This window comes from Pantoea sp. MBLJ3 (genome assembly GCF_000816655.1).
Classification (GTDB): Bacteria; Pseudomonadota; Gammaproteobacteria; order Enterobacterales; family Enterobacteriaceae; genus Pantoea; species Pantoea eucalypti.
Genome location: NZ_JSUT01000005.1, coordinates 1,435,712 through 1,457,318 on the forward strand (window position 1 = coordinate 1,435,712; position 21,607 = coordinate 1,457,318).

Consider the following 21,607-nt stretch of genomic DNA (forward strand, 5'->3'; position numbering starts at 1 on the left):
TAAATCCTTTTTAAAGCGCTTTTATTAGGGGAACTGACCTAAGGTGACTCGTGGATTGCCACCGTAATCGTTGACGGTTTCAACGGCGTGATAGCCATTCTGCCGCATCAGCGTAGCCACCGCTTCGCCCTGCTGCCAGCCATGCTCCAGCAGCAGCCAGCCGCCGGGTAGCAGCCACGCAGGTGCCTGCTCGATCAGCGTGCGCAGATCCGCCAGTCCCGCCTCATCGGCCACCAGCGCGCTGCGCGGTTCGAAACGCACGTCACCCTGCTCCAGATGACTATCGCTGGCATCAATATAGGGCGGATTGCTGACGATGAGACTAAAGCGCTGCGGCGTGAGAGCCTGGAACCAGTGACTGAGCAGAAAGCGAGTGTTGCTGAGGCTGAGCTGCTGCGCATTACTGCCTGCCAGCTCAACGGCGGCCTGAATGCGATCCACGCCGGTCACCTGACAGTCGGGGCGCTCGCTGGCCAGTGCCAGCGCAATCGCTCCGGTGCCGGTGCCCATATCCAGAATGGTCGAAGGTGTCGCAGGCAGATGCGCCAGCGCCTGTTCAACCAGCAGTTCGGTATCCGGACGCGGAATCAGCGTGGCATCAGTGACGCGTAAGGGCAGCGACCAGAACTCGCGCTCGCCCACCAGATGCGCTACCGGTTCGCCCCGGGCACGACGCGCCAGCAGGCTATTCAGCTGCGCCAGCTGTTCATCGCTGAGCACCGTTTCATCAAAGGCAATTAACCAGCTGCGTGACTTGCCGGTCACGTAACCCAACAGGATCTCTGCGTCACGCTTCGGGCTGTCACCACCATACAGCGTGGCAACCGCCTGTTTCAGCCAGTGACGAAAATCCATTAATCCTGACCAGCCAGCGCCGCCAGCTGATCCGCCTGGTATTCCTGCACAATCGGCTCGATCAGGCTGTCAAGTTTGCCTTCCATCACTTCATCCAGACGGTAGATCGTCAGGTTGATACGGTGATCGGTCACGCGGCCCTGCGGGAAGTTATAGGTACGGTTGCGGTCAGAGCGGTCGCCGCTGCCCAGCAGGTTGCGGCGGGTACTGGCTTCGGCAGCGTGACGGCGGGCCATCTCTGCCGCGTGAATACGCGAACCCAGCACCGCCAGCGCTTTGGCTTTGTTTTTATGCTGTGAACGTTCATCCTGACACTCCACCACGATGCCGGTGGGCAGGTGGGTAATACGAATCGCGGAGTCGGTGGTGTTAACGTGCTGACCGCCTGCACCAGAAGAACGGAAAGTATCGATTTTCAGGTCACCGGCATTGATCTCCGGCAGTTCTGCTTCCGGAATTTCCGGCATCACGGCAACGGTACAGGCTGAGGTATGAATACGGCCCTGAGATTCGGTCTCCGGTACACGCTGCACACGGTGGCCGCCTGACTCAAACTTCAGGCGCCCATAGGCACCGTCGCCGGTCACGCGAGCAATGACTTCTTTGTAACCGCCATGCTCGCCTTCGTTGGCGCTGATGATCTCCACGCGCCAGCGACGCGCTTCGGCATAGCGGCTGTACATACGGAACAGATCGCCGGCGAAGATCGCGGCTTCGTCGCCGCCGGTGCCGGCGCGCACTTCAATAAAGCAGGCGCGCTCATCATCGGGATCTTTCGGCAGTAACAGAACCTGCAACTGCTGCTCCAGCACGTCGTTTTTCTCACGCGCTTCCTGCAACTCTTCCTGCGCCATATCACGCATTTCAGGGTCGTCGAGCATCTGCTGCGCCGTTTCGATATCTTCCTGTACCTGCTGCCAGTCGCGGAAGCAACGGGTCACATCGGTCAGTTGGGCATATTCGCGTGACAGCGCACGGAAACGCTCCTGATCGGCGATCACGCCAGCATCGCCCAGCATCGCTTCCACTTCTTCGTGGCGCTCCTGCAGGGCTTCCAGTTTGGCAACTATAGAGGTCTTCATTTAAATGTGGGATTCCCGTAACAGGTGGCGACAGCGGTGTACCTAATCGAGACCCAGGCTGTCGCGTAAAATCTGCAGGCGTTCATTATCGCCATCGCGGGCGGCCTGCTGAAGTGATTTGGTTGGAGCATGTATTAAACGGTTGGTCAGCTTGTGCGCCAGTTCCTGCATGACTTTCTGCGGATCGGCACCCTGCTGCAGCGCCTGCAGCGCACGGCCTTCCAGCTCAGCGCGGATTTCATCCGCCTGAGAACGATATTCACGGATCGTATTCACCGCGCCCTGTGAGCGCAGCCACGCCATGAATTCGCTGCTTTCCTGAACCACGATGCTTTCGGCCTGAACCGCGGCCGCTTTGCGCTGCGCCAGGTTCTGTTCGATGATCGCCTGCAGGTCATCCACGCTGTAGAGATAAGCGTTAGGCAGATCGCCCACCTCCGGCTCTACGTCGCGCGGCACCGCAATATCGACCAGCAGCATCGGTTTGTTGCGGCGCGCTTTCAGGGCGCGCTCCATCATTCCCTTGCCGATAATCGGTAACGGACTGGAGGTTGACGAAATAATGATGTCGGCTTCAGCCAGACGGGCATCGATCTCCGCCAGCGTGATCACTTCCGCACCCACTTCCGCCGCCAGCGTTTCAGCGCGCTCGCGGGTACGGTTGGCGATGATGAGATTTTTGACCTGATGCTCACGCAGATGACGCGCCACCAGCTCAATGGTTTCGCCTGCGCCGACCAGCAGTACATTGACGGAAGAGAGAGATTCGAAGATCTGGCGGGCCAGCGTACAGGCGGCAAACGCCACCGAGACCGCGTTAGCACCGATATCGGTTTCTGTGCGCACGCGTTTGGCCACAGAGAAGGTTTTCTGGAACATGCGCTCCAGTTCACTGCTCAGTGCCTGACCGCGCGAGGAGTCAGCAAACGCTTTTTTTACCTGACCGAGGATCTGGGGTTCACCGAGTACCAGGGAGTCGAGTCCGCTGGCGACGCGCATCAGATGGCTGACCGCCTCGTTATCCTGATGCCAGTAGAGGCTGTTGCGTACATCCTCTTCATCCAGCTGATGATAATTACATAACCAGCTCACCAGACGCGCCTGTAAGTCGGCCTGTTGCTCTACACTCAGGTAAAGTTCAGTCCGGTTACAGGTGGACAACACCACGCCGCTCTGCACCATGGGCTGTGATAACAGGCTGTTTAACGCCTGCTCAAGCGTCTCCGGCCCGAACGAGACGCGTTCGCGCAGAGCAATGGGGGCTGTCTTGTGATTGATTCCGAGAGCGAGCAGCGTCATGGCGGTTTTAGTTGGGATGTCCCAATAATGTCAGGGTTTTGTGATGCGCATTCTACAAGATGCGGCAGATCAAGAAAAGCCATACAAAGGCTATGACTGTAATAAGATTAACCCGATCGTGCGCAATTTGCTGCATAACAGCATTGACGGTTAAAACCGGGACGGTTAGCGTTATCCGTTACGAAAAATACATGTGTCCGAGGAGATGACCACTTGATGCTTAATACACCACGCAATCTGTTGCGCCTTTTGCCCCTTGCCAGCGTCCTGCTGGCGGCCTGTAGCGTCAACAAACCGCAAGGCCCGGGCCCCAGCGTTACCGCGCCACAGTGGCAACAGCATCAGCAGGCGGTCTCAAAGGTTACGCACTATCAGACCCGCGGTGCCTTTGCCTACCTCTCTGACAAGCAGAAAGTCTATGCCCGCTTCAACTGGCAACAGACCGCGCCTGATCGCTATCGCCTGCTGCTGACCAATCCACTGGGCAGTACCGAACTGCAGCTTGATGCACAGGGCTCGGTGGTGCAGATCGTCGATAACAAAGGCAAGCGTTACGTCAGCAATGATGCACAGAAGATGATTTCGCAACTTACTGGCATGAACATTCCGCTGGCAAACCTGCGCCAGTGGATGATGGGTCTGCCTGGCGATGCCACCGATTATCAGCTTAACGAGAACTATCAGCTAAGCAGCCTGAACTACAGCCGCGACGGCCAGAACTGGCAGGTGTCTATTGCGGGTTACGATAGCAAAGTTACCCCACCGCTGCCGTCCAGCCTGGAGCTGAAAGAGGGTGATCAGCGAATTAAACTGCGTATGGACGGCTGGACCGTTCAATGATCACCCACTGGCCTGCCCCGGCAAAACTGAATCTTTTTCTCTACATCACTGGCCGTCGTCCCGACGGCTATCACAACCTGCAGACGCTGTTTCAGTTTCTGGATTACGGTGACCAGTTGCAGATTACCGTTGATGACAGCGATTCCATTAAGCTGTTAACGCCGGTGGCAGGCGTCGCGGATGCAGATAACCTGATTGTGCGCGCCGCAAATAGGCTGAAACAGGCAGCCCTGAATAAGCATTGCCTGCCTGCTCGTGCTGGCGCACAGATCGCCATTGAGAAGCATCTGCCCATGGGGGGCGGCCTCGGTGGAGGTTCATCGGATGCTGCTACCGTACTGGTGGCGCTGAATCATCTGTGGCAAACCGGCTTCACACCGGATGAGCTGGCAGCAATTGGCGTGAAACTGGGCGCGGATGTGCCGGTGTTTGTGCACGGCTTCGCGGCTTTTGCGCAGGGAGTGGGTGAACAACTTCAGCCCGCAGAGCCGGAAGAAAAGTGGTATCTTGTCGCTCATCCCGGCGTGAACATCAGCACACCAGTGGTATTCAACGACCCCGAACTGACGCGTGATACCCCATCGCGCAGTTTATCGACGCTTTTAGCTGCACCCTTCACCAATGATTGTGAAGCAGTGGTAAGAAAACGTTTTCGTAAGGTTGATGAGCTTGTTTCCTGGCTGCTAGAATACGCGCCGTCACGCCTGACTGGCACGGGCGCTTGTGTGTTTGCTGAATTCGACACTGAGTCTGCTGCCCGTCAGGTGCTGGAGCTTGCCCCGAATGGGGTGCGCGGATTTGTAGCCCGGGGCGTAAATGTTTCGCCGCTACAGCGTACCCTGCGAGGCGATTAGCGATTGCGTGACAGTGTCACCACGTTCCAGACACTGCACGTTTCGCATCAACACACCCGTGTGAACGCACATGACTGTACGCGCCGGTTACTGTCATGCCGTTCATTCTCTGGACGCAAAGCCTGAGGTTCTTCTCGTGCCTGATATGAAGCTATTTGCTGGTAACGCCACCCCGGAACTAGCACAACGTATTGCCAACCGCCTTTACACCAGCCTGGGAGACGCCGCTGTAGGACGTTTCAGTGATGGTGAAGTGAGCGTACAGATTAACGAAAATGTACGCGGTGGTGATATTTTCATCATCCAGTCCACCTGTGCCCCCACCAACGATAATCTGATGGAACTGGTTGTGATGGTCGACGCGCTGCGTCGTGCTTCTGCTGGTCGTATTACCGCAGTCATTCCCTACTTTGGTTATGCCCGTCAGGATCGCCGCGTGCGTTCCGCGCGTGTGCCAATCACCGCAAAAGTAGTGGCAGACTTCCTTTCCAGCGTCGGTGTTGACCGTGTTCTGACGGTTGACCTGCACGCCGAGCAGATCCAGGGCTTCTTCGACGTCCCGGTTGATAACGTATTTGGCAGTCCGATCCTGCTGGAAGATATGATGCAGATCGGTCTGGAAAACCCGATTGTTGTTTCTCCCGATATTGGTGGCGTAGTACGTGCCCGTGCTATCGCTAAACTGCTGAACGACACCGATATGGCTATCATTGATAAACGCCGCCCTCGCGCGAACGTTTCTCAGGTGATGCACATTATTGGTGACGTTGCTGGCCGCGACTGTGTGCTGGTCGACGACATGATCGACACCGGCGGCACGCTGTGCAAAGCGGCTGAAGCGCTGAAAGAGCGTGGTGCTAAACGCGTGTTTGCTTACGCGACGCACCCGATCTTCTCCGGCAATGCGGTTGAAAACCTGCGTAAATCCGTTCTGGACCAGGTGATCGTCTGCGATACCATCCCACTGTCTGACGAGATTAAGTCACTGCCGAATGTGCGCACGCTGACTTTATCTGGCATGCTGGCCGAAGCGATTCGCCGCATCAGTAACGAAGAATCGATCTCGGCGATGTTCGAGCATTAATTCTTCGCGGAACCGGGCCCTGTGCCCGGTTTTTTTAAGCCAGCCAGTCGCCCGACTAACGCACTTCTTTTTCTGATTTTTCCGCGATAAATTTCCCCACTATCCCCTATTTTCAACGCCACTCACTCTTTTAGTAAAACGCTGCGTTCCCCGCTTCTGCCCGATGCCGTTAAGTGGTAATTTGCAACGCAATTTTAATAAGAACCCGGCCCTCATGAACCTCGATATCTATACCTTATTTATTTGCGAGCTTTATGTACTGGGGTTTCTGAGCATCATCATGGTCTTTGCCTGGATTGGATCGCAGTATGACCGCGTTCTGGGCTTCACCTGCCTGTCGCTGATATTTACCCTGATTTCCGTGTTCTTAAGTAGCCTGCGCAGCAGTGGTCTGCATTTTCTGCCGATTGCGGTGGGCAATGTTTTAGTGATGCTGGCTTATGGCGGATTGTTAAATGCGTTGCGGCGCTTGAGTGGCAAACCCATCGGTACCCACTGGCTGCTGGGCGCGCTGCTCTGGGCACTCCTCTGCTGCTTTCCGGCCTTCTATTACAGCTTGCCCAGGCGAGTATTTGTGCTGTGTATCGCCTGTATGGCCTATACCGCAGCATTTATTCAACTGGTCTGGCTGGCTCGTGACTCGCTAAAATCGACTTTCTGGCCTGCACAGTTGCTGCTGTGGATTCACCTGCTGTTTCATCTGGCGCGCATTTTTCTGGATAGCGCCATTGCCAGTACCAGGCATGGTGCCATTGGCGGATCGGACTTCTCGGTTTACGTGATTCTGGAGTCCATTCTGTTTGTCATTGGCCTGACATTTACCATTCTGGCCATGGTGAATGAGCGGATGCAGAGCGTGTTGAAACACACTTCCCTGCACGATCCGCTGACCAGCGCCTGGAATCGCCGTGCTTTATTTAACGAAGCAGAAAAAATTGTGGCGCATTGCCGCCGTCAGAACCGGCCTTATAGTGCAATCCTGTTCGATCTTGATCACTTCAAGAGCATTAATGATCGGTATGGGCATCAGCAGGGTGACCAGATTTTGATCCACTTTTGCGGCATTGTCAGAGAGCTGATGCCTGCTGACGGGCGCTTTGCAAGGCTGGGTGGAGAGGAGTTTGCGGCGATAATCCCGGCCGGAGCAAAGGAGACGGAAGCCTGGTGTGAAGCGACACGACTGGCGGTTTGTAAGTCACAGCCCAATGAGATTACCTATTCAGTCAGCATTGGATTCGCAACGCTGACCCAACCGCATCAGGGCTTTGAGGATTTACTGGCACTGGCAGATGCGGCGCTTTATCACGCGAAAGCCAGTGGCCGGAACTGCACTGCGCAGCATCCGGTCCCGGCTGCACTCACTTAATGATGTGAGTTGTGCGATCTGCGGCAGCGTTTGTCATAGTGACGCAGCCAGTAATAACGATCTTCTACCTTTTCACGACCACTCAGACCGGCGCCCACCAGCCATAGCAGCGCACCAATAAAGATGCCTAAAATCGCCCCCTGAGCCAGAAGTTGTGGCAGATCAAGTGAGGGGAGCTGATTAATAATTGAGAAGCCGACGCCCAGCACCATTGTCACTAATCCCAGTACCATCAAGCTGTTACCTGCTACACGGCAGTGTTGGTATTTCATGCTGCACCCCCATCCTTATGAGAAAATGACCGCACACAATGTTAAGTGCCATAAGTTTAGGCAATGGGTAAAGATTACGTTGCGGACTGGATCACACATCAGTCATAAAGCATTCCCTGGCCCTGAGTCCAGCCTGTTGATTTAGATAGAAAATGATTAATCACTTCACTGAACCATTTCGGCGCTTGTGCTTTGTCATCCTGGCTGTGGCGAAGTAAACTAACGCCCTTTCGCAATAACAGCAGGATAATCATTGTGAGCAGCATTAAACTGATTGTGGGCCTTGCCAATCCGGGCGCTGAATATGCCGCCACGCGCCACAATGCGGGTGCCTGGTATCTTGATTTACTGGCTGAGCGCCACAATCAGTCATTGAAAGAGGAAGGCAAATTCTACGGCTACACCGCCCGCCTGATGATCGCCGGAGAGGATGTGCGCCTGCTGGTGCCGACCACCTTTATGAACCTGAGCGGTAAAGCGGTTGCTGCGATGGCGACCTTTTATCGCATCGCGCCGGAAGAGATTCTGGTGGCACACGATGAACTTGATCTGCCACCCGGCGTGGCGAAATTCAAGCAGGGCGGCGGCCATGGCGGTCACAACGGTCTGAAAGACATCATCAGCAAACTGGGCAACAACAACAATTTTCATCGGCTCCGCATCGGCATCGGGCATCCCGGCGATCGCAATAAGGTAACCGGATTTGTACTGGGCAAGCCGCCTGCCAGTGAGCAGAAGCTGATTGATGATGCCATTGATGAAGCGGTGCGCTGCACCGAACTGTGGCTGAAAGAGGATCGCATCAAGGCGATGAACCGGCTGCACGCCTTCAAGCCTGCTTAAACGCCCGAATCGTCGTGATTCCGTGTATAATGCGCGAAATTTTTCTATTCGTCTCCGACAGTCCGTCGCCTGACGTGCTGTCCATCCAGTTATAAAGGGTATCAAACCATGGGATTCAAATGCGGTATCGTGGGCCTGCCGAACGTCGGTAAATCCACTCTGTTCAACGCGCTGACTAAAGCGGGCATCGAAGCGGCTAACTTCCCTTTCTGCACCATTGAGCCAAACACCGGTGTGGTGCCAATGCCTGACCTGCGTCTCGACCAGCTTTCTGAGATTGTTAAGCCACAGCGCGTGGTGCCGACTACCATGGAATTCGTCGATATCGCGGGCCTGGTGAAAGGCGCGTCAAAAGGTGAAGGCCTGGGCAACCAGTTCCTGACCAACATCCGCGAAACCGAAGCGATCGGCCACGTGGTGCGCTGCTTTGAAAACGACAACATCATCCACGTGGCGGGTAAAGTGAACCCGGCTGAAGATATTGATGTGATCAACACCGAACTGGCCCTGTCCGATCTTGAGACCTGTGAACGTGCGATTCAGCGTGTGCAGAAGAAAGCCAAAGGCGGCGACAAAGATGCCAAAGCCGAGCTGGCTGCACTGGAAAAATGCCTGCCGCATCTTTCTGAAGCAGGCATGCTGCGTTCACTGGATCTGGATGCAGACGACAAAGCGGCCATCCGCTATCTGAGCTTCCTGACCCTGAAACCCACCATGTACATTGCTAACGTCAATGAAGATGGTTTCGAGAACAACCCGTACCTGGATCAGGTGCGCGCTATCGCCGAAGCAGAAGGTTCTGTGGTGGTGCCTGTGTGTGCCGCTGTTGAGTCTGACATTGCTGAGCTGGAAGATGAAGACCGTGACGAGTTCATGGCTGAACTGGGACTGGAAGAGCCGGGCCTGAACCGCGTGATCCGCGCAGGTTACTCGCTGCTGAACCTGCAGACCTATTTCACCGCTGGCGTGAAAGAAGTGCGTGCATGGACCATCCCGGTTGGCGCAACAGCCCCACAGGCAGCCGGTAAAATCCATACCGACTTTGAGAAAGGTTTTATCCGCGCCCAGACCATCGCGTTTGAAGACTTTATCGCCTATAAAGGCGAGCAAGGTGCGAAAGAAGCCGGCAAGATGCGTTCAGAAGGTAAAGAGTACATCGTGAAAGATGGCGATGTGATGAACTTCCTGTTTAACGTCTGATTTTTTCATGCGGTTTTAGCAACCCCATAAAACCTGACAGACTCGCTAAAACCTACGCAATAGCGTGGGTTTTTCTTTTTAACGCTCTCACAGTAGTGTCTGTCAGCAGATTCCCGCAACGCTGGAATCATGACCTAAAAGTTTACTGCTTTAGCTCCTCTCCTTCTTCTGCAAAACCCGCCAAAAGAATCTAAAGCTACCTGAGCGCACTCTCTTCCCCTTCTCTTCACCTGAAACGGCACCTGTTCAGCCACGGATAAACTGCGCCTCACACTGCCGGGCGATCTCCCACAGCCTGTTACGGATGACCTGCTTAAGTTGCAGAGTGGACTGCGACTGCGGCTGGTCACGGCGGCTGATCAGCATCACTTCAAACGGCAGAGGTTGTGCTATGGGCAGCAGCTTTAACTGTTCGGCATAGCGGCAGGCGGTGAAGAGATCCACGACGCCCGTGCCGCCGCCTGCCAGCACCATATCTGCAATGACCGAATAGGTTTTAATCGACAATGACACGGCGGGGTTCAGTTTCTTATCGCGCAGCGCACGGTGAAGTACGCGTCCAAGCGGATCCTGCGCCTGCATCATCAGTAAATTATTGTTGCACAACCACTCCAGCGTAACGGGTTCATGCCAGTGATGAGTGAGCGGTAGCAGCGCCACCATGGAGGACTGAAACAGAGGCTCGGCCAGAAGAACCGCATCGACCTGCTGACCAAAGACCAGCGCGAAATCGAGCTGATTATCCAGAATCATCTGGCATAAGGTACTGAAGTGCTCGGTGACCAGTTCCACACTGACCGAGGCCATCTGTTGCCGCCAGGTGACCAGCGCTGGAGCCATCACCATCTGACCAAACGCGTGAGCGGCGCCAACGCGAACGAGTTGCCCTTCGCCACGCCTTAGCTGTTCGGTGAGCTGGGTAATGGATTGCAGGCGCTGGCAGAGATCCTCTATTTCAGGCAGCAGACGTCGCCCTTCTGCCGTCACACTCATTCCCTGTAGCCGTCGCTCAAACAGCGCAAATCCCAGCTGCTGTTCAGCGTGATTCAGCACACGGCTGATATTCGGCTGCGACACATTCAGCAGGCGCGCCGCTGCGCTGATGCTGCCGGTCTGTACGATGGCCTGAAAGACTTCTATATGGCGGAGCCGCATGATGATTTACCCTGGATGGAATACCGGACACGGAGGCCTCTTCAACCAGCTGTACCGGCGGAGAGTGAGAGCAATCATTATCCTGCTGCAAAAACTGTACCGCAAAACCAGTGCAGCCCCGGCATAAAGTTGCTACGACTGCGTACTCGCCAGATAGGAGAATGCACTGAGTAAGCTGATCAACGTTTCCATTTTCTCCGCCTGATACGCCACGGTAACGGCATCAAGGCGCGTGACGCCGGGGATAAGACTGAACAGATCGGCCAGTACAGGTTTAGTGGCCTGAAGCCGCATCGTGTAAGGTGCCGTCAGGCGGGTTGTGCTCACCTGATGGAGATGTTGCAGTGCGGCACTTGCTGCGGCAGCGATCGCATGCTGTGCCGCCTGCGGACTGACCGATTCCGCGCAGGTATGCGAAATAGCGCGCTTTACACAGACGTAATCGACCGCTGGGTAATATTCCGCTATCCAGCTCTGTAACTGATCGTCACCCGTGACCAGCAGCAATGGCGTGCCCTGTTCAGCAGCGGCAGCCGCATAAATATCGGTTTCGCCCATCACCAGATCATTAATATGGATACGCCAGAATGCCCGACCGTTAATGGTATGCGCCAGTACGCCAGATTCACCTGCTGCGCTGTGAAATCCCACCAGAAACAGCCCGTCGAACGTCTGCTGTTCTATCCCCTCCACCATCGACAGGCAGCGGGGTTTGCCCTGCACCAGTCGGGCGCGGGGATCGATATTTTCCGCACGCAAATTGGTCATCTGAGCATGGCTGTCTGCAACCACCACTTCGGTTGCCCCACCCGCAAACGCACCCGCAATCGCGGCATTCACTTCCTGCTCCATCAGACCACGGGCGATCTGATGCTCCGGGTGGCCGGGTGAACATTGCTCCGGGCGCATGACCCCCGCGATACCTTCAATGTCGGCCGAGATAAAAATTTTCATGAGGTTAATTTATCCAGAATCTGCGTCAGTGAGGGACGATGATGACCGCGAAAGCCAGTAACAGCCTCTGCGCTCAACAAGGCATCGAGTACAGCCTGTTCCGTTGCATCCGCTGCGGCAGCAAACAGCGGCTCCAGCGTGTCGTCCTGTGGCGGCAGTGGCAGCGGTTGCGTGGAAAACGCCACGGCAATATCGCCCGAGCCGTGTCCCCAGTAACTGCCCAGCCTTCCAAGACCGGCACCGGCTCGCTTCGCGATGCGCTTTAGCTGCCGTGTGTCCAGCGGGGCATCTGTTGCCATGATGATGATGACAGAGCCGGCATCACGCTGCGGCGCATCTCCTGCGAGCAGCGGCGCAATCATCTCGCCCGCCCGGAAGCCATCCAGTGTGAGTGCCTCCAGCGCGCCGAAATTGGCCAATACCAGCACGCCAAGCGTGGCGTTGAGTGAAGGAATTACCCGTGAGGCGGTTCCGATGCCCCCTTTCAGACCGAAACAGCTCATCCCGCGTCCCGCGCCGACGCTGCCACGCGCGAAGTCTGCGGAGGCCGTCTGCAGCGCCGCCTTAGCCATATCCTCACTGATTGCCAGCGCCTGGATATCATTCAGCCAGCCATCGTTGCACTCCAGCACCAGTGGGTTCACCGTGGGCAACGTCCGGCCCAGTTCCGGATTATGACAGATGGCATCGCGCACCAGCGCCGTAAACAGCGTGCCAACCGCCAGCGTGTTACTGAGCAGAATCGGCGTCTGAAGCACGCCAAGTTCCTCTATCTGAACCAGTCCGACGGGTTTCGCAAAGCCGTTCAGCACCTCAGCCCCACACGGCAGCGGCGTGAGAAACAGATTATCGCCCGGCGGCAGGATAGCGGTGACGCCAGTCTGCTTTTCGCCTTCATTCAGCGTGTAATGTCCGACACGCACGCCCGCAACATCGCTGATGCGATTAGTGGGTCCGCAGGCGCTTCGTGGCTGCCCAAGCTGACGCAGGTTACGCCAACGATCAAGCAGCAGATCGCGCTGTAGTTGTTGGTAATCCATCGTCAGCCCTTGAGTTTGGGATCGAGTGTATCGCGCAACGCGTCGCCAAGCAGATTGAATGCCAGCACGGTGATAAAAATCGCCAGCCCTGGAAATACGCTCATGTGCCAGGATCCGGCCATCATCATGCTGCGGCTCATCGCCAGAATATTGCCCCATTCCGGCACGTCTGGCTCCGGACCCAGTCCGATAAAACTCAGGCCCGCCGCAGTCAGAATACTGGTACCAATGCGCATGGTAAAATAGACAATTACGCTGGAGAGCGTGCCGGGCAGAATATGCCGCAGAATAATCACGCGGTCTGGCGCACCGGCACAGCGTACGGCTTCAACATAGGCAGCCTGCTTCAGAGAGAGCGTCGATGCCCGCACGATGCGGGCAAATACCGGCACGCTGAATACCGCGACCGCGATAATGACATTGTTCAGGCCCGTCCCCAGCAGCGCCACCACCGCAATGGCCAGCAACATGCCGGGAAACGCGAATAAGACGTCGGCACCGCGCATGATCAACATATCAACCCAACCGCCGTAATAGCCCGCCAGTAACCCGAACATGACCCCGACCAGCATGCCGATCGTCACCGACAGCACGCCGATATAGAGCGAGATACGCGCGCCATAGATAATGCGACTGAGCAGGTCGCGTCCCAGTTCATCGGTCCCCATCCAGTGTGCCGCCGTTGGCGGTGACGACAGCGCCATCCAGTCCGGGGCCATAGGATCCCAGGGCGCCAGCCAGGGCGCAAAGATCGCCACCACAATCAACAGCAGCACAAAGCCGCCTGAGACCAGTGCCAGAGGGTTACGCACGAAGGCATGCAGGAAATCACGCCACGGCGAACGAATGATCTGAGGCGGGTTGTCAGTCAGCAATTGACTACTCATTTCGGCTCCTGTCGCAGGCGAATGGCTGGGTTAACTACCGCGTAAAGCAGATCGACCAGCAGATTAATCACAATAAATTCAAACACGAACAGCATCACGAGTGCCTGAATCACCGGCTGATCCTGCGCTTTGATCGACTCAATCAATAACCAGCCTAACCCTGGCCAGTTGAAAACACTCTCGACGACGATGGAGCCACCCAGCAGAAAACCGAACTGCAGACCCAGCATGGTAATCACCGGAATGAGCGCATTGCGCATCACATGCTTCCACGTTACCAGCCGGTTACGCAGTCCTTTGGCTTTGGCGGTGCGCACGTAATCTTCCTGCGCCACCTCAAGAAAGGCCGAACGGGTAAAGCGCGCCATGACCGCCGCAACCGACGAACCCAGCGTAATGGCGGGCAGGACAATATCGCTGGCCTGGTTGAAACCGCTGACCGAAAACAGCCCAAAAGGCATCGCGACGAACTGAATAAGCAACAGCCCCAGCCAGAAGGCGGGCATCGAAATACCGCCTACCGCCACGCTCATCAGCGTCCAGTCCTGCCATCTTCCCCGTTTCAGGGCCGCCATCACGCCGAATAGCAACCCGAGAATAACGGACCAGGTGAAACCTGCTAAGGCCAGCCACAGCGTCGGCATAAAGCCCTGTCGGATCACCTCCCGCACCGGTTGCTGAGTGCGATAGGTGGTGCCCAGATCGCCCTGCAACAGGCTGCCGATCCAGTGGAGATACTGTTGCGGCAGCGGATCGTTAAGCCCGAGATGCTGACGCGCCGCCTCGATGGCCTCGATGGGCGCATCCGGTCCGGCATAAGCGCGCGCCGGGTCGCCCGGCATGAGCTTGATAAAACCGAATACCAGCAACGAGACCACCAGCAAAACCGGGATCATCTCCAGTAATCGGCGAATGATGTATGCAAACATGCCATTCCCTGAAATGAGGTGTGACTGGCCTCCTCACGTCTCCCCTCCTTTCGGGAGTGGTGACGAGAGAAGAACCGTCTTATTTAAAGGACGCCTGAGTGAACAGGAAATTGCCATCAGGCAGCATTGAAACGCCGCTCAGGGTGCTACGCTTGCCCACCAGGTTGTCTGGCGTACCAAGGAACGCCACCGGCGCTTCTTTCCACAAGACCTTTTGCGCCTGTGCATAGGCAATGCCGCGCTTTGCCGGATCGGCCGTCGCCAGCCCGGCTGCAATCGCTTTGTCTGCGTCAGGATTACTGAAGTAGGAGACGTTATAGGAGGTTGGCACCCAGGATTCGGTGGCAAACAGCGGACGCAGCGCCCAGTCGGCATCGCCTGTTGAGGTCGACCAGCCACCATAATAGAGGTCAAACTCGGCCTTTTTCGGGTCCTGTACACCCCACAACTTAGCGTTGCGCGTGCCGGAATCCATCGGCGTCACCGTGGCCCGAATGCCTGCCGTGGCCAGTTGCGCTTTCAGCACCTGAGCGGCACGCACGCTGGCCGTGGCATTGGTCACCCAGAGCTTAAGATCAAGACCATTCGGATATCCTGCCGCTTTCAGCAAAGCTTTGGCCTTGTCCGGCGCATAACTGTACTCAGGATCGGTTTGTTTCTGGTAGAACTGTACGCCTTCCGGTATAGCGGATGTGGCAGGTTTACCCAGACCGGCAAAGGCCACTTTCAGCCACAGATTACGGTCAATCGCATAGTTGATGGCCTGACGCACCCGAACATCCGCCAGCGGCTTGTGCTGCGTGTTGATCGCCATGTAATAGAGATAAATGCTCGGATCGCGCTGAATGGAGAGATGGCTGTCCTGTTTCACGGCGGCGATCAGGTCTGAAGGCAGTGGCCAGATGGCATCCACCTGCCCCGATTTTAATGCGGCGACGCGTGTCGCATCTTCCGGACTCGGCGAGAAGATGACATGGTCAACTTTAGGCCATCCCTTCTGCCAGTAACCGTCATACTTCGCCAGCGTGACCGCTTTGCCCGGTGTCCAGTTAACAAATTTAAACGGACCGGTGCCGACCGGATGCAGTCGCAACTGCGCTTCGTCCGGGTATTGCTTAAGAATGGATGGACTCCACATCACCGCCGAAGGATGCGCCAGCGTGTTGATAAAGGCCCCGAACGACTGATTCAGATCGATTTTTACCTGGTCGGGTGCCATTACCGTGACCTTATCGATCATTTTGTAGAGGCTATTACGCTTCAGCCCTTTTTTCTGATCTGCCAGACGATCAAGGTTTGCTTTGACCGCATCGGCATCAAACGGGGTACCGTCCTGGAAAGTGACACCTTTGCGCAGCGTCAGCGTAAATTCGGTGGCACTGTCATTAGAGGTATAACCGGTCGCCAGCCAGGGCTGCAGCTTCATCGCGGGATCAAACTGGAACAACCGCTCAAAGATGCCGCTCTGCACCGAGTAGCTGACATTATCCGAGGTGTCATGTGGATCCAGCCCCGTGATATCGGCATACATTGAAATGCGCAGATCCTGTGCCTGCGCAGTCATGACCAGCGTCGTCGTCAATGCGAGGGTTAGCGAAGTACGGCGAAACAGCGTTTTCATAGATTCTCCTGGTCGTTGAGGATAATTACAATGCAATGCCGTCAGCGACCCAATGCTGGGGCGCAACCTGGCGATAACGGGGTTTAGTGACCGTTTCACCCACCTTACGCAGCGGCGAGGGAATTTCGCTGTCATCGAAAAGACGGGGCTGACGGTTCTCTGGATCGGCGACCGGAACGGAAGCCAGCAGACGTTGGGTATAGGGATGTTGCGGCTGATTAAAGACCGACTGACGTGGTCCAAGCTCCACAATCTGGCCGAGGTACATCACCGCGACGCGATTCGCAATACGCTCCACGACCGCCATATCGTGAGAGATGAAAATCCATGCCACGCCCGTTTGCTGCTGCAGGTCCATCATCAGATTGACCACCTGCGCCTGAATTGAGACATCAAGGGCCGATACCGCCTCATCCGCAATAATCACTTTCGGTTTCAGCGCCATAGCGCGGGCAATGGCAATACGCTGACGCTGACCACCCGAAAATTCGTGCGGATAACGACGCGCATGCTCTGGCAGGAGACCGACGCTCTTCAGCAGCGCATCAATCTGTGGGGAAGCCTGTTCAAGTGAAGAGACCATGCCATGTAATAGCAATGGCTCGGCAATGGTAAAACCCACTGTCAGGCGGGGATTCAGTGAGGCATAAGGATCCTGAAACACCATCTGGATTTCACGGCGCAGCGGCTGGAACGCGGCCTCTTTCAGGTCAGAGATTTCCTTTCCTTCAAAATGAATACTTTCAGCGTCACTGTTGATGAGGCGCATCAGCGCCCGTCCGGTGGTCGATTTGCCGCAGCCGCTTTCACCCACGATGGCCAGGGTTTCACCGGGCCACAGACTGAAATCAATCTGTTCCACTGCATGCACATGATGCGTAAGGCTTGAAAAGATGCCGCTGCGGATCGGGTAATAGACTTTCAGGCCGCGCACATCCAGCAGCGGCGCGACATCATAGCGAGCGGTTTGCTGTTCGCTTTGCACAGCCTCGCCCGCACCCGGCAGAGGAAAGCGTTGTGGCCACGTGTGTTCCCGCATATCGCCGAGTTTTGGCACTGCCGCCAGTAACGCCTGGGTATAAGCGTGCTTCGGGGCGGCAAAAATCTCAGATACGGTTCCCTGCTCGACCACTTCGCCTCGCAGCATGACCACCACGCGATCGGCGATTTCCGCTACCACGCCCATATCATGGGTGATAAACAGCACCGCCATCTGTTTCTCGCGTTGCAGGTCACGCAGAATATGGAGAATGCGCGCCTGAACGGTGACATCCAGCGCAGTGGTCGGCTCATCAGCAATCAGGAGTTGCGGGTCACAGGCAAGGGCCTGCGCAATCATCACACGCTGCCGCATGCCGCCTGACAGCGAGTGCGGATAGCTTTTCATAACGCGATCCACATCGGCGATTCGCACCTGTCGCAGCAGTTCACGCACGCGTGCATAGGCCTGCTTTTTGTCACACAGATGGTGATCGCGTAATGCCTCTGTAAGCTGATCATCAACGCGCAGCACCGGATTCAGCGACGTCATGGGCTCCTGAAAGATCATCGCCATTTCACGGCCACGCAGTGTGCGGCGCTGAGCGTCATCCAGCGTTTCTAACGCATGCACGTTTCCGCCCCGGTCGCAAAACTGCATACTGCCGCGATCGACACGGCCGTTATTTGCCAGCAGGCCCATCACCGCCAGCGACGTGACCGATTTACCGGAGCCGCTTTCGCCCACTACAGCGACAATTTCACCCGGATGAATGGCAAAACTGATGCCTTTGAGTGCCTGATTTTCACCGCTGCGCCCATGGAATGAGACGCTGAGATCCTGAATCGCCAGCACGGGGGATGGCGAGGCAGCGCGGGTTGCAGGGGAAGTACGTTGTGTATCCGTCATCGTCGCCTCGCAGAGTTATAGCCAGATGCGGCCTTCGGAGTAGCTCAAAAAAGGAGAACTGTCGGCGGCAAGCCAGATGGGGCCATCCAGGTCGACGAACTCTGCGTTAACCGCGACGGGCAAAGCCGCTTCCATGGCCAGTGACGAGCCCAGCATGCAACCGACCATGATGCGCATATTCAGCGTCCGGGCTTCACCCACCATCGCCAGCGCTTCAGTCAGGCCGCCGCATTTATCCAGTTTGATGTTGATCATTTCGTAACGATCGCGTAATCCGGCAATATCCGCCCGCGTATGACAACTCTCATCGGCACAGACCGGTATGGGATGCTTAAAGCGTTGCAGGTCATGATCCTGTCCAGCGGGAAGCGGTTGCTCGACCATCGCAATATTGAAGGCCTTCAGTGCCACCAGCAGGCTTTCCATTTCCAGCCCCGACCAGGCTTCATTGGCGTCGATAATGAGCGTGGCATGCGGTGCCGCTGCACGAATCGCCGCCACCTTCTCCAGAATCTCACTGCGGTCGAGCTTAATTTTGAGCAGGATGGCGCCTCGTGACACGGCATCCGCCGCTGCGAGAGCCATATTTTCCTGCGTATCCAGGCTAAGGGTTTCTGCAGTAATGACTGACTCATGCTGAGAGCACGCACTCATTTGCCACAGCGTCTGATTCGCCCGGGCGGCATCAAGTCGCCACAGCGCACAGTCCAGCACGTTGCGCGCAGAACCGGCGGGTAAACGGTGTTGCAGATCATGACGGCTCAGGCCCGACTCTACCTCAGTACGAACGGCTTCGAGCATAGTCTGAACGCTCTCCGGCGACTCATCGTAACGCGCCGTCGGGGTACATTCGCCCTGCCCGATGAAACCCTCCTGCTCCAGTGTGACCCGGATGACCGTCACGGCGGTTCGGGTACCGCGTGCGATAGCAAAGGGTCGCGCCAGCGGCAGCTCCACCACCTCAATCTGCAACTGTCGCATTTCAGCCACGCTCCTGAAGCAGTGCGGCGATCTCATCAATACCAAAGCGCACCGGATCCGTGGCCGGTAAGCCGAACTCAGCGCTGATTTCGGCGCAATAAGCGAGCGCCTCTTCTTCACTGTAACTGGAGGTGTTGATTGCAAAGCCAGCGAGCTGAACCGACTCACTGGTCACCTGCGCGGCACGCAGATTGGCTTCCACGCACGCCTGCAGGCTGACCATGGGCTGGTGTGGCAAATGACGCATATGGGGACGTCCCATTTCATGACACATCACCAGCCAGTGTGGTTGCGCACCGTGCATCAGCCCCATACTCACGCCCGCATAGGAGGGATGGAACAATGATCCCTGCCCTTCAACGATATCCCAGTGGTCCTCGTCATTCGCCGGTGACAGCGCTTCTGCGGCACCGGCAATAAAGTCAGCGATGACCGCATCCACAGCAATACCCTCCCCTGCGACCAGAATACCGGTCTGTCCCGTGGCACGAAAATCAGCTTTCATGCCGCGCGCACGCATCGCCGCTTCCAGCGCCAGAGAGGTGTACATTTTGCCCACTGAGCAGTCCGTACCCACCGTAAGTATCCGCTTACCTGAACGCTTCTTACCGCTGCCCACACTGAGCGCTGGACGCATATGACGCAGGTCAAACAGCTCAACGCCAGCAACCTGCGCAAGCGCGACCAGTTCAGGTTCGTCCACCAGCCGATGGTGCAGACCACTGGCCACATTCATACCTGCCTGAATGGCACTTTTAATCGTTTCCAGCCAGTGCGCTGGCAGATAGCCGCCTGCATTGGCCGTGCCTAGTACCAGCGTTTTTGCGCCGCGCGCTTTAGCGCCGGGAATATCCAGTTCATCCAGACCCAGACTGACCGAGCAGCCCGGCAGTTTAATTTCGCCAACGCACTGCTCCGGCCGCCATATATGAATACCGCGCGCCGTTTTTGCTGCGAGGGGATCGGTAACATCGCCAAGAAAGAGTAAATAGGGTTGTGGGATTAGCATGTTGTCTCTCGTTTCAGCCAAAAGATCAGGTTCTGAAACCACTATTTCATGCGTTCTGAAAGGTGACGAATGCTTGTTCAGCAGGAGGGTATAACAGCAGGTTATAGCCAGAGGGAATAGTGATGATGGGTGAGTTTTTCAGGGGGTTTGGGACAGGGAATGGAGTAAAGAAAGGGGTGGGTCATAGGAAAAAGATTGTGTTCGGGCTGGCGGGATGGATATGGGCAAGAGGAGGAAATGGCTTACGGGGTATCTAACGCCGGGCCGCTGGTGAGAGCATTCATAACGAATGCCAGCGACCATTCCGGGTTATATCAGCGCAACAAAAGAATCCCCTACCTGAAATTAATCCGTTTCTTCCGGTGCGAGGTGAAACAACTCTTCTGCCATCGAAAGGATTCTGTCTTTATCGACTATTTTATCAACCCATTCTGCAGGGATGCCTGACAGTCCATACAAAGCGCCTGCTAACTGGCCTGCGGTGGCTGCCACGCTATCAGCGTCATCAGCAAGATTTGCCGCCAGCAAAATGGCATCTCTGAAATTGTCTGTATGCCAGACGGCCCATAAGGCGGCTTCCAGGGTGTCGATGACATAACCAGACGAGCGAATTTGGTCACGATGCTTTTCTTTATATTCACCGGCATTGATGATCAGAGGTCTTACCATTAAAGACATTTTATGAGGCGCGAAGGCTTCATTTTTATCTAAACCATTTAAAAGGTAATGTAAAATGGAGTTTAAGTACTGACAGCTATTTATTGACTCTGGTGCTCGATGTGTTGCTGTACTTTGTCTTTTGGCATCACGCCAGCCATCAATGAATGATTTTCGCCTAAAAATTGCTACGGGTGCATGACGAATCAACGAGGCGTTCCCTGCTGTATCAGGGGCGGTGTTACCAATCCAATCAGTACCATGTTTAATTACTTGTTCGAGAGCATAGCGGGTCGCATTACCGATATCGAAACAAACTCCATTCGCGCTATTATGCCCCGTTTTGTACCACTGAATTAACTTTTTCCTGAATAAATCAGTGTCACAGCTTTCCTTTTCAATATACGTTTCTGCCAGACACAGTGCCATTGAGGTGTCATCGGTCCACTCTCCGGCCTTGAGATTGAAAGGACCACCGCCCACCATATCGTAAATGTGAGAACTGTCGCGAGTCTGGAATTCCAGAGTGGTCCCCACTGCATCACCAACAGCCAGTCCAATGAGTAAACCTTTGGCTTTATCTAAGGCTTCAACGTCAGAAATACGTTTTTTCAGCGTATGCATCCACTCAGGTTTCACTGGCTTTTCATCAGGCATTGGCTGATGTTCGTAAGCCATCCGGTTGATGAGTTGAGGAGATAACTCAGGCAGCAAATTCGCATATTTCCTGGCGTATGTTCTGAGTTCAGATTCTGACAATCTTAGATCAATCATATAAACTCCTTTTCAAT

General features: G+C 55.7%; 20 protein-coding genes. 6 read left to right on the top strand and 14 right to left on the bottom strand.

Annotation, left to right across the window (positions count from 1 at the left end; all coding sequences use genetic code 11):
- Positions 1-24 precede the first annotated feature (24 nt).
- Genes prmC through hemA form a run of 3 tightly spaced genes read right to left on the bottom strand, consistent with a single transcriptional unit; the run spans position 25 to position 3,236 of the window.
- Positions 25-855, bottom strand: coding sequence for a peptide chain release factor N(5)-glutamine methyltransferase (gene prmC / locus NP77_RS13055; protein ID WP_039660399.1), 831 nt, complete (start codon positions 853-855; stop codon positions 25-27).
- Positions 855-1,937 (bottom strand): peptide chain release factor 1, encoded by a 1,083-nt coding sequence (gene prfA / locus NP77_RS13060; RefSeq protein WP_003850832.1) that lies wholly within the window; start codon positions 1,935-1,937, stop codon positions 855-857. Before prfA ends, prmC begins: the two co-directional genes overlap by 1 nt.
- Positions 1,938-1,979: 42 nt before the next feature.
- Entirely contained in the window at positions 1,980-3,236 is a 1,257-nt protein-coding gene (gene hemA, locus NP77_RS13065; RefSeq protein ID WP_003850831.1) for a glutamyl-tRNA reductase, read from the bottom strand.
- A 216-nt stretch (positions 3,237-3,452) separates the two neighbouring features.
- On the opposite strand from hemA, the gene lolB reads away from it, so the two are divergent.
- From lolB to NP77_RS13085, 4 genes are all read left to right on the top strand, one after another.
- Positions 3,453-4,076, top strand: a complete 624-nt coding sequence (lolB, locus tag NP77_RS13070; RefSeq protein WP_008926155.1) for a lipoprotein insertase outer membrane protein LolB — start codon at positions 3,453-3,455, stop codon at positions 4,074-4,076.
- A complete protein-coding gene (gene ispE / locus NP77_RS13075; protein ID WP_008926154.1) occupies positions 4,073-4,930 on the top strand; it encodes a 4-(cytidine 5'-diphospho)-2-C-methyl-D-erythritol kinase in 858 nt (285 codons plus the stop codon). Before lolB ends, ispE begins: the two co-directional genes overlap by 4 nt.
- 136 nt (positions 4,931-5,066) lie before the next feature.
- The gene (gene prs / locus NP77_RS13080) at positions 5,067-6,014 is read left to right on the top strand and encodes a ribose-phosphate diphosphokinase (protein WP_003850825.1); all 948 of its coding nucleotides are present in this window, start codon (positions 5,067-5,069) and stop codon (positions 6,012-6,014) included.
- Positions 6,015-6,228: 214 nt separating this feature from the next.
- Positions 6,229-7,380 carry a GGDEF domain-containing protein gene (locus NP77_RS13085; RefSeq protein WP_003850823.1) on the top strand — a complete coding sequence of 384 codons (1,152 nt, stop codon included), beginning with the start codon at positions 6,229-6,231 and terminating at the stop codon, positions 7,378-7,380.
- Here NP77_RS13085 and ychH read toward each other — a convergent pair.
- Positions 7,377-7,652, bottom strand: coding sequence for a stress-induced protein YchH (gene ychH / locus NP77_RS13090; protein ID WP_008926152.1), 276 nt, complete (start codon positions 7,650-7,652; stop codon positions 7,377-7,379). The genes NP77_RS13085 and ychH overlap by 4 nt on opposite strands.
- A gap of 255 nt (positions 7,653-7,907) precedes the next feature.
- Between ychH and pth the strand changes: the two genes are divergently transcribed.
- Positions 7,908-8,495 carry an aminoacyl-tRNA hydrolase gene (gene pth / locus NP77_RS13095; RefSeq protein ID WP_003850818.1) on the top strand — a complete coding sequence of 196 codons (588 nt, stop codon included), beginning with the start codon at positions 7,908-7,910 and terminating at the stop codon, positions 8,493-8,495.
- A 108-nt stretch (positions 8,496-8,603) separates the two neighbouring features.
- The gene (ychF, locus tag NP77_RS13100; RefSeq protein ID WP_003850816.1) at positions 8,604-9,695 is read left to right on the top strand and encodes a redox-regulated ATPase YchF; all 1,092 of its coding nucleotides are present in this window, start codon (positions 8,604-8,606) and stop codon (positions 9,693-9,695) included.
- A gap of 246 nt (positions 9,696-9,941) precedes the next feature.
- Here ychF and NP77_RS13105 read toward each other — a convergent pair whose 3' ends face one another.
- The 10 genes from NP77_RS13105 to tri1 all read right to left on the bottom strand — a co-directional run bounded on the left by NP77_RS13105 (position 9,942) and on the right by tri1 (position 21,590).
- Positions 9,942-10,850 (bottom strand): LysR family transcriptional regulator, encoded by a 909-nt coding sequence (locus tag NP77_RS13105; RefSeq protein WP_039660401.1) that lies wholly within the window; start codon positions 10,848-10,850, stop codon positions 9,942-9,944.
- A gap of 132 nt (positions 10,851-10,982) precedes the next feature.
- Positions 10,983-11,804 (bottom strand): M55 family metallopeptidase, encoded by an 822-nt coding sequence (locus tag NP77_RS13110; RefSeq protein ID WP_039660403.1) that lies wholly within the window; start codon positions 11,802-11,804, stop codon positions 10,983-10,985.
- Complete coding sequence (locus NP77_RS13115; RefSeq protein ID WP_039660404.1) at positions 11,801-12,844, bottom strand: P1 family peptidase; 1,044 nt, start codon at positions 12,842-12,844, stop codon at positions 11,801-11,803. Before NP77_RS13115 ends, NP77_RS13110 begins: the two co-directional genes overlap by 4 nt.
- A 2-nt stretch (positions 12,845-12,846) precedes the next feature.
- Entirely contained in the window at positions 12,847-13,731 is an 885-nt protein-coding gene (locus NP77_RS13120; protein ID WP_008926148.1) for an ABC transporter permease subunit, read from the bottom strand.
- Positions 13,728-14,660 carry an ABC transporter permease gene (locus tag NP77_RS13125; RefSeq protein WP_003850806.1) on the bottom strand — a complete coding sequence of 311 codons (933 nt, stop codon included), beginning with the start codon at positions 14,658-14,660 and terminating at the stop codon, positions 13,728-13,730. Before NP77_RS13125 ends, NP77_RS13120 begins: the two co-directional genes overlap by 4 nt.
- Positions 14,661-14,739: 79 nt before the next feature.
- The gene (locus NP77_RS13130) at positions 14,740-16,281 is read right to left on the bottom strand and encodes a glutathione ABC transporter substrate-binding protein (protein WP_039660406.1); all 1,542 of its coding nucleotides are present in this window, start codon (positions 16,279-16,281) and stop codon (positions 14,740-14,742) included.
- Between the two features lie 25 nt (positions 16,282-16,306).
- A complete protein-coding gene (locus NP77_RS13135) occupies positions 16,307-18,169 on the bottom strand; it encodes an ABC transporter ATP-binding protein (protein WP_039660407.1) in 1,863 nt (620 codons plus the stop codon).
- A 15-nt stretch (positions 18,170-18,184) separates the two neighbouring features.
- Positions 18,185-19,150, bottom strand: coding sequence for an N-acetyl-D-Glu racemase DgcA (dgcA, locus tag NP77_RS13140; RefSeq protein ID WP_039660409.1), 966 nt, complete (start codon positions 19,148-19,150; stop codon positions 18,185-18,187).
- 1 nt (position 19,151) lies between these two features.
- Positions 19,152-20,159: an N-acetyltransferase DgcN gene (gene dgcN, locus NP77_RS13145; protein WP_039660410.1), complete on the bottom strand. Its 1,008-nt coding sequence runs from the start codon at positions 20,157-20,159 to the stop codon at positions 19,152-19,154.
- Between the two features lie 345 nt (positions 20,160-20,504).
- The gene (tri1, locus tag NP77_RS13150; protein ID WP_039660411.1) at positions 20,505-21,590 is read right to left on the bottom strand and encodes an ADP-ribosylarginine hydrolase Tri1; all 1,086 of its coding nucleotides are present in this window, start codon (positions 21,588-21,590) and stop codon (positions 20,505-20,507) included.
- Positions 21,591-21,607 lie beyond the last annotated feature (17 nt).

Excerpts from the sequence above, each read along its gene's own strand:
- NP77_RS13125 (WP_003850806.1), bottom strand. The coding sequence starts at position 14,660 with ATGTTTGCATACATCATTCGCCGATTACTGGAGATGATCCCGGTTTTG.
- NP77_RS13135 (WP_039660407.1), bottom strand. The coding sequence starts at position 18,169 with ATGACGGATACACAACGTACTTCCCCTGCAACCCGCGCTGCCTCGCCA.
- ychF (WP_003850816.1), top strand. The coding sequence starts at position 8,604 with ATGGGATTCAAATGCGGTATCGTGGGCCTGCCGAACGTCGGTAAATCC.
- NP77_RS13085 (WP_003850823.1), top strand. The coding sequence starts at position 6,229 with ATGAACCTCGATATCTATACCTTATTTATTTGCGAGCTTTATGTACTG.
- prmC (WP_039660399.1), bottom strand. The coding sequence starts at position 855 with ATGGATTTTCGTCACTGGCTGAAACAGGCGGTTGCCACGCTGTATGGT.
- lolB (WP_008926155.1), top strand. The coding sequence starts at position 3,453 with ATGCTTAATACACCACGCAATCTGTTGCGCCTTTTGCCCCTTGCCAGC.
- hemA (WP_003850831.1), bottom strand. The coding sequence starts at position 3,236 with ATGACGCTGCTCGCTCTCGGAATCAATCACAAGACAGCCCCCATTGCT.
- dgcA (WP_039660409.1), bottom strand. The coding sequence starts at position 19,150 with ATGCGACAGTTGCAGATTGAGGTGGTGGAGCTGCCGCTGGCGCGACCC.
- prfA (WP_003850832.1), bottom strand. The coding sequence starts at position 1,937 with ATGAAGACCTCTATAGTTGCCAAACTGGAAGCCCTGCAGGAGCGCCAC.
- NP77_RS13120 (WP_008926148.1), bottom strand. The coding sequence starts at position 13,731 with ATGAGTAGTCAATTGCTGACTGACAACCCGCCTCAGATCATTCGTTCG.
- NP77_RS13130 (WP_039660406.1), bottom strand. The coding sequence starts at position 16,281 with ATGAAAACGCTGTTTCGCCGTACTTCGCTAACCCTCGCATTGACGACG.
- ychH (WP_008926152.1), bottom strand. The coding sequence starts at position 7,652 with ATGAAATACCAACACTGCCGTGTAGCAGGTAACAGCTTGATGGTACTG.
- ispE (WP_008926154.1), top strand. The coding sequence starts at position 4,073 with ATGATCACCCACTGGCCTGCCCCGGCAAAACTGAATCTTTTTCTCTAC.
- tri1 (WP_039660411.1), bottom strand. The coding sequence starts at position 21,590 with ATGATTGATCTAAGATTGTCAGAATCTGAACTCAGAACATACGCCAGG.
- NP77_RS13105 (WP_039660401.1), bottom strand. The coding sequence starts at position 10,850 with ATGCGGCTCCGCCATATAGAAGTCTTTCAGGCCATCGTACAGACCGGC.
- NP77_RS13110 (WP_039660403.1), bottom strand. The coding sequence starts at position 11,804 with ATGAAAATTTTTATCTCGGCCGACATTGAAGGTATCGCGGGGGTCATG.
- dgcN (WP_039660410.1), bottom strand. The coding sequence starts at position 20,159 with ATGCTAATCCCACAACCCTATTTACTCTTTCTTGGCGATGTTACCGAT.
- NP77_RS13115 (WP_039660404.1), bottom strand. The coding sequence starts at position 12,844 with ATGGATTACCAACAACTACAGCGCGATCTGCTGCTTGATCGTTGGCGT.